This is a genomic window from Paraburkholderia jirisanensis (assembly GCF_054782355.1).
Map to the genome: position 1 here is coordinate 422,704 of NZ_BAAGSQ010000030.1, position 12,213 is coordinate 434,916.

The 12,213-nt window shown below is 59.3% G+C and carries 8 protein-coding genes; 6 read left to right on the forward strand and 2 right to left on the reverse strand.

From position 1 onward, the window contains the following. Positions 1–135 precede the first annotated feature (135 nt). Positions 136–414, forward strand: coding sequence for a hypothetical protein (locus ACYVNQ_RS31715; RefSeq protein ID WP_460908473.1), 279 nt, complete (start codon positions 136–138; stop codon positions 412–414). Between the two features lie 116 nt (positions 415–530). Here ACYVNQ_RS31715 and ACYVNQ_RS31720 read toward each other — a convergent pair whose 3' ends face one another. Continuing rightward, positions 531–773 (reverse strand): SymE family type I addiction module toxin, encoded by a 243-nt coding sequence (locus tag ACYVNQ_RS31720; RefSeq protein ID WP_460908475.1) that lies wholly within the window; start codon positions 771–773, stop codon positions 531–533. A 420-nt stretch (positions 774–1,193) separates the two neighbouring features. Here ACYVNQ_RS31720 and ACYVNQ_RS31725 point away from each other — a divergent pair, with 420 nt between their 5' ends. From ACYVNQ_RS31725 to ACYVNQ_RS31745, 5 genes are all read left to right on the forward strand, one after another. Next, positions 1,194–9,254, forward strand: a complete 8,061-nt coding sequence (locus ACYVNQ_RS31725; protein WP_460908477.1) for a hemagglutinin repeat-containing protein — start codon at positions 1,194–1,196, stop codon at positions 9,252–9,254. After that, positions 9,251–9,520: a cytochrome c-type biogenesis protein gene (locus ACYVNQ_RS31730; protein ID WP_460908479.1), complete on the forward strand. Its 270-nt coding sequence runs from the start codon at positions 9,251–9,253 to the stop codon at positions 9,518–9,520. Before ACYVNQ_RS31725 ends, ACYVNQ_RS31730 begins: the two co-directional genes overlap by 4 nt. An 80-nt stretch (positions 9,521–9,600) precedes the next feature. Next, entirely contained in the window at positions 9,601–10,083 is a 483-nt protein-coding gene (locus ACYVNQ_RS31735) for an immunity 42 family protein (RefSeq protein WP_460908481.1), read from the forward strand. A gap of 336 nt (positions 10,084–10,419) precedes the next feature. Further along, a complete protein-coding gene (locus ACYVNQ_RS31740) occupies positions 10,420–11,094 on the forward strand; it encodes a hypothetical protein (protein ID WP_460908483.1) in 675 nt (224 codons plus the stop codon). Between the two features lie 118 nt (positions 11,095–11,212). Then, positions 11,213–11,617, forward strand: a complete 405-nt coding sequence (locus ACYVNQ_RS31745; RefSeq protein ID WP_460908485.1) for a hypothetical protein — start codon at positions 11,213–11,215, stop codon at positions 11,615–11,617. Positions 11,618–11,655: 38 nt separating this feature from the next. Here the strand turns inward: ACYVNQ_RS31745 and ACYVNQ_RS31750 are convergent, their stop codons facing one another. Next, on the reverse strand, positions 11,656–11,874 hold the full coding sequence (locus ACYVNQ_RS31750) for a hypothetical protein (protein WP_460908488.1): 219 nt from the start codon (positions 11,872–11,874) through the stop codon (positions 11,656–11,658). Between the last annotated feature and the right edge of the window lie 339 nt (positions 11,875–12,213).

A 12,213-nucleotide genomic window follows, 5' to 3' on the forward strand; every position in this document is an offset into this window, starting at 1 on the left:
CTGGAGGTGTACGTCGCATCAGGTGACCTGGTTCACGAATGCCGCGATATCGTTCTGGGCAAAGTAGCGGATCAGTAGGTCCACTTTCAGTTTGATTACCGCGCAGAGGCCCCCTGCGTGGCAATGATACGATTTATGTCCTCGATCGACACTGGTTTTGCAGGCTTCTTCACTATGCCCTTGAGTGACGAGAGCGAACGCTCGGCCGGGATGGATCTCGTACTGGCCTCTTTCTCGTTGAAGCTGAGTTCGATCCGGTCGCTGGACTGCAGGCCAAGCGGGCTGCGCACGTCTACGGGGATCGTGGCCTGGCTTTTCGATTTGATAGTTTCTGATGGCATGGTGGCTCTCGAATTAAGCCCCGCAAAGTCGAGCTTTGCGGGGAATCGCTACGAAGATGTTTCACGAAAATAAGGGATGAGCGTCCGACTATGTAGCTATGGTTTTTGTCAGGCGCCGGAGCACATTTATTGGAGGTTGCTGGGCAGCCGGTTCGCGCAACTCTCGCCTCGCTCTCCGGCAGCCATCACTCACGCCGGCGTAATCACCAGCTTGCCCTTCTGCACTTCCACTCGTACCTGGCTCTCCATCTCAAATCCCGCTCGCTCAAGCCATTGGCCCATGAGACGAATCGCCGGCACGTCCGGACCATCCTCCCCGTAAGGCAGATGGCGCGGGTAATTTACAGGACAAACCCAGCGGCGGTGTTTGCGCGCTACGCTCAACGTTCTTACTGAAACTTCGGGTACTGATTTATCATTGGCGTTAGCCATGATCAACTCCTTGCTTGAGTTGGTTTTGGTTAGCGGGTCGTTTGGGTGCCAGCCCATGCGGCCCGCGCTTCTTCTCCTTCCATCTCTCCTTGTTGTCAGGTCTTTCCTAAGAGACCCGATCTGGCTTGTTTAGCGATCCAAGCTATTTTCCGTGGATGCGGGTGGCGGTGCAATAGCTATTGCGTCAGAAACGCTGTCCTATGTCTTCTGGACAGGTATTCCGAACTGTTTCTTAAATTCAGTTCGACGGTTTAGGAATGGCGTCCGGAAGACAGGCGAGCTACCCATATTCACCAGACTGGTCGATCAGAAAACTCCTATTTCGTGGAATGTGTTGTATTTGGTGTGGCAGGCGCCCGTATTTGTATCTTTGGACGTTAGTTTACAAGTCTTCATAAACTTGGCGTTCCGAAGTAACGGATGAACAGCAATAACTATCGGCTTGTCTTTAGCCGGATCAGAGGGATGTCTGTCGCTGTCGGGGAAACGGCTGCGGCAGCGAGTAAGGAAACGGGGCAGAGGTCTTGCGGTGCGGTGCCGTCCGTTTCGTCTGCGCCGTCAGGCCAGGTGTTGAGGGTCCGACAGATCGCATTTGCAGCGCTCGTGTTGCTGGGCGTGATACCCGCATGCTCCAGTGCGCAGATGGTGCCCGGCGGCGCGAACGCACCTTCTGTGATCCAGACGCAAAACGGCCTCGACCAGGTCAACATCAACCGGCCATCGGGTGCGGGTGTCTCGATGAACACCTATGGCCAGTTCGATGTGCCGCAACGCGGCGCCATCCTCAATAACTCGCCGACGATCGTACAGACGCAGCAGGCGGGGTTGATCAACGGCAACCCGAACTTCGGACCCGGACAGGCGGCGCGCGTGATCGTCAACCAGGTCAACGGTGGCGCTGCAAGCCAGATCAACGGGCATCTCGAGGTCGCGGGCCAGCGCGCGGAAGTTGTTATTGCGAACGGCTCGGGGATCAGCGTGAACGGCGGTGGTTTCATCAACACGTCACGGGCGATTCTCACGACGGGTACGCCGAACTTCGCGCCCGATGGATCGCTGTCGGGCTTTAACGTCAGGGGCGGTGATATCGCGGTGCAGGGCGCGGGGCTGAATGCGTCGAACATCGATCAGGTCGATCTGATCGCGCGGGCGGTCAAGGCCAATGCTGCGATCTTTGCGAAGAATCTCAATGTGGTGACCGGCGCGAACGCGGTCGATCATGACACGCTTGCGACTACACGGATCGCAGGAGAAGGCGATGCCCCGGTCACCGGCGTATCGATCGACGTGGGTTATCTCGGCAGCATGTACGCGGGCCGGATCTTTCTGGTTGGAACCGAGAACGGCGTTGGGGTCTCGACCAAAGGGATTCTCGCCGCTGATGCGGGCGACTTCATCCTGCAGGCGGACGGCAAGCTGGTGCTCGCCGGTCAGATCAGTGCGAGCGGCGATATCAAGGCGACGGCGCGTGACGGCATCGACAACAGCGGGACGACGTACGCGCAGCAGAATGTGAGTATGAACACGGGCGGTGTGCTGGCAAACAGTGGCGTAGTGGCCGCGCAGCAGAATACGACCGTTAACGCTGGCAGTGTTGCTTCAACCGGGACACTCGGTGCCGGTGTGAACGCTGACGGAACGATTGCGAATGCAGGTGACCTGTCTGTCACGTCGACCGGCATGATTGCAGCGACCGGGCGCAACGTGGCGGGCGGCAACGCTTCAGTACAGGGCGCATCGATCGATCTCGCGGGCAGCAGGACGTCTGCGAACGGGGCAATGAACCTGTCGGCGACGGGTGGAGACCTGAACCTGTCAGGTGCAACGACGACGGCGGGTGGTCCGCTCAGTGCCCGCGCGGCCGGGACACTCACGAACGATCACGGCACGCTTGTGACGGGCGGCGCGCTCGAGGTGCGCTCAGGCGCGGTCACGAATCGGGGCGGCACGCTTGCAGCCCAGACCGCGGCCACGCTCAACGTTGCGTCGCTCGACAACAGCGCAGGCGGTTATATCGGCGCGCGTGCCGTGTCGGTATCGTCGCAAGGCGCGATCGACAATCGCGGCGGCCAGATTGAGGCGGATGGTGATGCCGCAACGCTTGCGGTCGACGGCGCCACACTCGACAACACCGACGGCCGTATCGTGAACGCAGGCAACGGTGCGACGACTGTTAGCGCAGTCGCGATCACGAACCGCAACACCGGCACTATCGGCGGAAACGGCGACGTCATAGTCAACGCGCAGACCCTGTCGAACACGAACGGCGCGCGACTCGTCGCAGGCCGCGACCTCACGCTGAACATTGCGCGGCTTGCGGACAACACGAACGCCACCCTGTCGGGCGCAAACAATGTGATGCTCAACGGACCCGCCGCGGCGCTCGTCAATGCAGGCGGCACGATTCACGGCAACGGCGCGATCGCGCTCAACACGGCTTCACTGGACAACACCAGCGGACGCATCGGCAATGACGCCGGTAGCGGTGGTTCAGTTGCAATCAGCACGGGCGCGCTCGCAAACCAGTCCGGTGCGATCGGCAGCGACCGGAATCTGGACGTCGCAACCGGCACGCTGACAGGCGACGGCCGGATCATTGCCGGCAACGATGGCGCGATCTTGATCGGTAGCGACTACACGCTGACCGGTGCCAGCAGCATTCAGGCGAATCACAACCTGACGTTCACGACAGCGGGCGCGTTCACGAACCAGGGCACGCTCGGCGCAGTGAACGAGCTGACGGTGAACGCAGCGGACGTCGATAACCAGTCCGGTGCAGCCCTCAACGCGGCGAACACGACCGTCAATGCGGCAGGCGCGATCACTAACGCCGGACGCATCGCAGGTGACAGCGTGACCACGCGCAGCGCGTCGCTGTCGAACATCGCGACGATCGTCGGCAATACCGTCACGCTGAATGCCGGTTCGATCGGCAACACGGGTGCGGCAGCCGCCATTGCCGCAGCTTCGGCTGTCAACCTGTATGCGCGAGACGCCATCACAAATACAGGTGGCGCAAGCATCTTCAGCCTTGGCGACATCAGCATCGCGGCTAACGACACGCGTGACGCGAACGGTCTGCTGGCGAACCGCGCGAATTCGGTGACGAACGACCAGTCGACCATCGAGGCGCAGGGCAATGTCGAAATCGCCGCCCAGACGCTGACAAACACGCGCCCTGCGCCAACCGTCGAAACCGTAACGACCGGCGTTGAATCAACCCACCAGACCAAACGCAATAAGTACGTGGCCTGTGCACCGACGAACGCGGATTCGCATTCGTCGTGTACGCAGGCGGTGTGGGATTACGGCTATCGCAATCCGCTCAGTGCGACATTCAGCAATGCCGACGTCATCTCGAGTGCGGACGGTCCGAATGCAGTTGACCGCGTGCTGGTGGTCAACATCAACGGGCAGCCGCAGACGATCTACTACAACACGATTACCGCCAATGGCGATGGTGACGGAAGCGGCACGATAACCGTCAGCTACTGGGACGCCTACGACCCGCACGTCAATTTCGATCCGGCGACCGAATATCCCGGCGACGACCAGGCGCACCACCATTACCAGCGCGTCGAGGTCGCACGCGACACGACGACCACCACGCGGCAGGACCGCGTCACAGGTGCGCAGGCACAGCAGGCCCAGCTGGTCGCGGGCGGCAACATGACCCTTGCCAATGTCGGCGCGGTCGACAACGCCTACAGTGCGATTGCCGCGGGCGGCGACATCACGATCGGCAGCGACGCCTACGGCCCAACGCTCGTCAGCAACACAGGGCAGACGCTGTACCAGTACCAGCGGCAGGACATCGTATCGACCTATGCGTGGAACGAGGACATCAGCCGCGACCGGGGCGCCGTCGCGCAGCCGTCGGTCATCCTGACACCGGTCGCGATCGGCGGTCTCGGTGGCACGATCATCGCAAACAATGCGGTGCAGATCAGTGCGACTGACATCAGCAACACGAATGTCGCGGCGGCGAACTCGGCCACCGGTGCGACGGGTGGCACGCTGGGGGCGAACGGCGCAAATGGCGTGAATGCGCCACAGTCGGTCACGGGACCAAACGGCGCACTGGCGATCACCTTGCCGAAAGGCGGCCTGTTCACGTACAACACCGCGCCCGATGCGTCCTATCTGGTCGTGACCGATCCACGGCTGACCGGCTACACGAGCTTCATCTCAAGCGACTACATGCTCCACCAGCTTGGGATCGATCCTTCGGTCATCCTCAAGCGTCTGGGTGACGCCGCGTACGAGCAGCAGCTCATCCGCAGCCAGATCACGCAGCTGACTGGCCGCGCCTACCTGCAGGGCTATGCAAACAGTGAAGACGAATACCGCGCGCTGATGAGGAGCGGCGTGCATTTTGCGGAGGAATTCAGCCTGGCGCCCGGTATCGCGCTGACAGCCGCGCAGATGGATGCGCTGACGAGCGACATCGTGTGGCTGGTCAGCCAGACGGTCACGTTGCCGGACGGCTCGACGCAGACGGTGCTGGTCCCGGTTGTCTATCTCGCGCATATACATGCAAACGACCTGCAGCCAACCGGCGCGCTGATTGCCGCCGACGATATCGTGATTCACGCAACCGGCAGCACGATCAATTCGGGCGTGATCAGGGGCGGCACGCAGACGGTGGTGAGCGCCACCGATGTGCTGAACCGTGGCGGCACGATCGGTAGTGGCAGTGGCAGCAGCGCTGGAAATGGTACGACGGTGGTTTCAGCCGTGAACGATGTGGTCAACGCATCCGGGCGCATCACCGGAAACCGGGTTGCCGTGCTGGCCGGTCACGACATCGTCAATACCACGCTGGTCGATGACGCAGGCACGGGCTCGGTCGCAGGTAGCAGCCGTGTCAGCCAGACGCTGCTCGGCGCCCAGGGCACGATCGCGTCAACCGGCGACATGGTGATCGCGGCGGGCCACGACCTGAGCGCCCACGGTGCAAATATCCTCGCAGCCGGTAATGCGCAGCTTGCGGCGGGGCACGACATCACGGTTGATGCGGTTGCGACACACACCTCGCAGTCGGTCACGAAGAATGCCGGCAACTTCATGCGCGCCGACACGACCCTGTACCAGACCGGCGGTATCGCCGCGGGCGGGAACCTCGCGATGCAAGGCGGCAACGACGTGACGTTCCGGGGCGCGACGGTCGCAGCCGGTGGCGACATGGCGGTTGTTGCGGGCGGCAACCTGACCGCCACGACGGTGACGAATACGGCAAGCCGGAGCGATGTCACGCGTGGCGACAAAACGCGTAGCGGCGAAGACCACAGCTACGACGAACAGGCGATCGGCACGTCTTTTACTGCGGGCGGGAACGCGACACTCGCCGCTGTCAGCACAGACGCGACCAAAGGCAATGTCGCACTCACGGGCGCGTCGCTCTCGACCGACAGGGGCGCCGCAAGCATCGCCGCGACGCGTAACGTCACGCTCAACGAGGCGCGCGAGGAACACGACGCGTACTCGGCCACCGAATCGAGGCGCGGCAGCATCGTGCACGGCTCGACCACCAGCGAAATGCATGCTTCGCAGGCGAACATCGGTGTGGGCAGCGTGATATCGGGCGATACGGTCAACATCCGCTCCGGCAAGGATCTGACTGTCCAGGGCAGCAATGTCGTCGGCACGAACGATGTGAGGTTCGCCGCCACAGGCAACGTGGCCCTCACCACGTCGCAGGATACCCAGCACACCCAAGGCGACTACCAGAAGCGTGAATACGGGTTCCTGTCGGGGCTGAATCCGCTGAACCAGCTCGACGGCGGCCTGCAGGGCTATTCGATCGGCGTGCGCAGGACGACCGATGCGCAGCAGGCGGCACAGGTCACGCACAACGGCAGCATGGCTGGTTCACTGAACGGCAACCTGAGCGTTATCTCAGGCAATGACCTCCATGTCACCGGCAGCACCCTGCACGCCGGCAATGACGTAACCCTGGCCGGCACGACCGTGACGATCGACGCCGCCCGGAACACGGCAAGCTCCGGCGAGCAGCGCTCGTTCAGCCAGACAGGGATCACGGCGGGCCTGAGCAGCCCGGTGATTGCGGCGGTGCAGACCGCAAACCAGATGCGCCAGGATGTAAAGCATACGAACGGCGACGCACGCCTGAATGCACTGGCGGCGGCAACAACCGGTCTCGCGGGCAAGAACGCCTACGACGCGATCGCAGCCGATCCGGGCCATCTCGGCGGAGTCGGCGTGAACGTTTCGCTGGGCACGAGCCACAGTCACAGCAACACGTCGGAATCGTCGACGACGGCGGCGGGCAGCACCGTCAGTGCGGGTCACAACGTCAGCATTGCCGCGGCAGGCGCCGGAGCAAACAGCACGATTGCCGTAACCGGCAGCGACATCACGGCCGGAAACAACGCGGCGCTGAACGCAGAGGGCAACATCACCCTGCAGGCCGCGCAGAACACCAGCCGCACCCGCGGCGAGAACAGCGGGTCGAGCGGCAGCATTGGCGTGACGATCGGCCTCGGACAGAGCAACGGCATCTCGCTTCAGGCGGGCGTATCGGGAACGAAGGGACGCGGCAACGGCGACGACGTGACGTGGACGAACACCCACGTCAACGCGGGCAATACGCTCACGCTGCAATCGGGCGGCGACACGAACCTCAAGGGGGCGGTGGCGGACGCCCGGCAGGTCGTCGCCGACGTCGGCGGCAACCTGAACATCGAAAGCCTGCAGGATACGAGCCACTACGACTCGAAGCAGGTGGCAGGCGGTGTATCGGTCAGCGTGTGCGTGCCGCCGATCTGCTATGGCACGTCCAGCGCGTCGGGCAGCATCAGCCAGCAGAAACTGAACAGCGACTACGCGAGCGTGACCGAACAGTCGGGCATCCGGGCAGGCGATGGCGGATTCCAGATCGGTGTCAGGGGCAATACGGATCTGAAAGGCGGTGTGATCGCCAGTAGCGATACGGCTATTGAGACCGGACTGAACAGCCTGACGACCGCGACACTCACGCACGCCGATATCGAAAACCGTGCGTCGTACAGCGGATCATCGGTCGGTATCAGCGGCGGTTACGGCGGTGACATCGGCAAGACGCAAAAGGGCACGGCGACGAACGTCAATCCGGTTCCGGGTACGACGCTGCCGGCTGCAGGCGGTGTGTCGATGGCGCCTCCGGTGGTGCTCAGCGCATCGGGTGATGCCAGCTCAACGACCAGAAGCGCGGTCAGCGGTGGTGTACTACACGTGACCGACAGCGAACGGCAGCAGCAGCTGACCGGACAGACGGCCGAAGAAGCAGTCGCAGGCATCAGCCGCGACACGACTGGCACACAGGCGACCATCGCGCCGATCTTCGATAAAGAGAAGATCGAGGCGGGTTTCGATATCGCGAGCCAGTTCGTCAACCAGGTTGGCACGTTCGTGAACAACCGGGCGAAGGAAGCGGATGCGGCGAAGGCGGCAGCGAATGATCCGAACCTGACGCCGGAGCAGCGCGCCACAGCGCAGAAGCAGGCTGACCAGCTGAACGCGGAGTGGGGACCCGGCGGATCGTACCGTCAGGTCATGACGGCGCTGACAGTCGCGGCGGGCGGCAACGTGACGGGCGGTGCGGGCCAGTTCGCGCAGGGCGCGACCATCGCGTATGTGCAGGAACTCGGTGCGAGCCAGGTCAAACAGATCGCGGACTCGCTCGACAGTGACAGCGCGCGTGCGGCCCTGCACGCGATTGTCGGTTGTGCGGGCGCGGCCGCAGGCAGTCAGGGCTGCGGTGCGGGCGCGATGGGAGCAGCGGCGAGCTCGGTGATCGGCTCGCTGCTCGGTCCGACGGCGAACATGTCGGCGGCCGATCGTGAGGCGCGTGAGAACCTGGTGAACAGCCTCGTTGCGGGGATTGCAACCGCGTCAGGTGTCAACGCTGCGACGGCGGCCGGCGCGGCACAGATCGAAGTGGAGAATAATCAGGTTTCGCTGTCGACGGCCACCGGATTCCGGTTGCCTCCGATTCCTGGATTCAAGGGGGAGACGGCGGGCAAGGGTGATGGTGTCATTGCGGATCCAGCGACGGAGCTGGACGCGAGCGTCAAGGCGGGGCCGCTTGTTACGCCGTTGCCCGGGCCAGGACTGATCGACCAGATTTTTACGCCGGTCGGAGACGCGGTTAGGGGATTGGTCGACCACGTCATTACATCGGTGACCAACAAAGATTCAAGCACACCAGTAGGCGTTGGCGGTAGTCCTATGGATGTGCCACGCGGTACAAACCAACCGAGCAGCATAGGCGGAGTGGACTATTCCGGCCATGCAATCGACCAAATGCAAGGACGAGGTGTGCCGCCATCCGCTGTGAAAAATGCCATCGAACAAGGTGTCATCTATCCTACGCGTGAAGGTACTACAGGATATTATGACTCGGAAAACAATATTAGAGTCGTCACAAACTCCAAGACGGGGCTTGTCGTAACAGTAATTCCCGGAGCGCCTGGAAAATGAAGAAAACGTTTAGTGGCTTAGATTTAGAGGTCAAGGAAATTTTGCTAAAAGAATGGGATCCGATTGGCATTAGCGACTCTCCTGAGGCCGACGATGAATACGATTCATACGTGCCCTACGTTAGCCAGATGCTTCGCCAAGGAAAGACTGTGGATCAGATTTATGAGTATCTGAGATGGGTGGAGGTCGAACGAATTGGGCTTGACGGTGATGAGGTGCATAGCAGAGATATCGCAAAAAAGCTGGAAAAATTACTGATAAAATAGGGGTGGGAAATTGATTTTAAAAAAGCGATAAAGCATTGAATATACATAAATCAGTAAATTTTTGTACCAAAGAAGAGTAAATGTTAATTGGTAACCCTGGTGTTTTCGCGATCTGGTGCGATGCAGTCGGGTCATGGTCAACTGATTGTTTTAAAAATGGCTGCTTTGCCTACTTCATCGATGGAAGGTTGCTGCTGTCACTTGCTTCAACTTTAGGTGTCGATTTGAATCTTTTGAGTGCTTTGGCCTGCATCGAAGGTGACGCAGAAGACAATCGACTGTTTCATTTGCCGTGTGCTGAGGCATACGCAGAACTATGTGCACGCGCTTTTCCCTCAATGGATTCCAGCGCTGAATTTAGCGATTACAAGCATCTGGTGTCGGTGGGAAGTCTGTTAGATGAGGGGCATCACGTATTCCTGATTAAATCAGGTGATCAGGCAAAGTTGATACGCGGATTTAAGGATGACTTATCCAGTGTTTGCGAGTCTACTTTGAAACTTGGGGAGTTTCAGTCTGTTGTGCTGGAAGCAATCGACAAGTCGTCCAATAAAGAGCATTAAGCGGTATATTCTCGCGACAGCGAACCCCGTGATCTGTCTGATATGGCACACGGAGTTCGGTATCAATGGACGCGCCCGATATGGATCAACATAGTAGCTGTGTCAATCTGCAAGGCAGCGATCTTGCCGTGATGCGCGTGAGAGACTGACGAATAGCCTCGTTGCCGGATTGAGGATGACAGAGCGACTGCGACCAAGGCGGCGCCGATCGAAGCGAAGAATAATCATGTATCAATTGTCGATTGGGTGAAGCGCACGTGTAGAGGCCGGATAAAGAAACCGCGCGTTGGCCCGAAGATTTTGCGGGCGAGGCGGCACGCAATAGGGAGATCAACCATGGGTCACACTTCAAAGACCGTGCAGGAAGCCACTACGACAACTGGCATCAAAATTCAGTCGAGTTCGGACGCTTTCTCGCTCAATGAGATGGTCACGCTGGATCGCAACGCATTCGGTGATCGAACAGCGATCGCGGCAGCCGAATGGACAACCGACCGACTCGCTAGCCACACCCCATTTTTGAGCGTTTTGACTTTTGTCTTTGAGCAGGTAGAGCAACGGCTAGAAGACTACGGTTTCTGGCTGCTTACGGGCAGTACAGCGTGGCAGCCAGATACAAGGCTCACACGTTACAGGAAAAGATTCAGATCACTCAAGATGCGAGGGATCGACTTCGAAGTCGTTGCGGATCGGTCTGAGAGCGTGGTTGAAATGGATGGCAAACTCAAGTTTTTTGGTGCCGTGAAACTCGACGAAACCATTCTTGCCCTTGTGGAACCGACAATGACGCCACATCCATGCGCGTACATCGTTGCTCTGCCTGACGAGAGAGGGCAAGATTTTCCCCTTTCGTCGGGATGGTCGGGGATTTGGAACAACGACAGCCAGCTTATCGAGTCCATCGTAGCCTCTGACGGCATCGTGCTACAGCGGATAGGCTTTTTTGATGATCCTGACGTCGGGCTGTTGGCGTTAGGTAGTCCAACTGTTCTCGCAAAAATGGTGAGTTAGGCGAGGGCAACGTGGTGTGTTCGTCGAGTCTGTTTCGCAGAAGGAACATCGCAACCTGCCATTACCCCGCAACCACGTCTTTTGGGGACAAGGGCATAAAATATGCTGAGAGTGAGCAATGACGACTCGCATTTTTCGTGTTTCGATGCCCGGAGATCTGGAATTGGCATTCAATTTCGTTGCGGCTTGCATCAGTTCGGCGGGGTTAGTGATCCGAAATCCAGAGACGGGAAGAATAACTTCTTGGTCTGATGAGGGAGAACAGATTGTTACTACCCCGGAAGAGTTGCTGAAAAAAATTAAAGCTGGATCGCTTGAAAATGTGCAGTTTTGGAGCTCCTCTAGCGAGGACATGTTTGTGTCGTGGAGCGGAGATGGTCGTCGAAATATTTTTTTACTTCATCTTGATGGGGTTGACATTCTTCACTCCGTGGCAGTGGCATCCAAACTCGTTGAAGGATTACTTATGCAATACACGAGCACGCACTTCTTTGGAGATGCCTTTGCTTTGACCTACGAGTAGATTTCGCCTCGGGTTAAGTCCCAGACAATATGATCTTGTCAGATGGTGATGAAACAGCGCAGCCTGTCAGAAAGGACGACAAAATTCGGCGATCGTTTTTTGCCTATCGGGCTTGTGACACATTCGACCATCGGCGCGCTAAACGGAATCTTTGGCACGTCCATGTTCAAATGGGCCGATAAGAATATTTCCAACATGGCGCAAGCGTGAGCAAATGCGACGGCGACGAGTTGCCCGTTCGAGGCGAATAGGTCCATCAAATGATCCTGCATTCGTAGGTGGCGCTTACGTGAACAGCCTGAACGAGGCTCGCGCGGTTTCGAGGACGAGTTACTCGGTGCTGTGACCCAGCCGGGCACTAGCCCAGTGGTTTCAAAGCAGGAATCACGTCATAGAGCCACTGCATGCCGATTACCGGTGGCGGGGTTGTACTGACCATTCTCGCGGCCTTGCTCTTGGAAAAGATCTTTAATTGGAGCCGGCTGTTCTAGGGTAAGCGTGTAGCCGGTGACGTCTTGACGCGACGTTGGAGCTATCGGTCTACGCGGAGCTGATCAGCAACGCGCCAAGGCGTAAGTTCGTCGACGCGATTGATG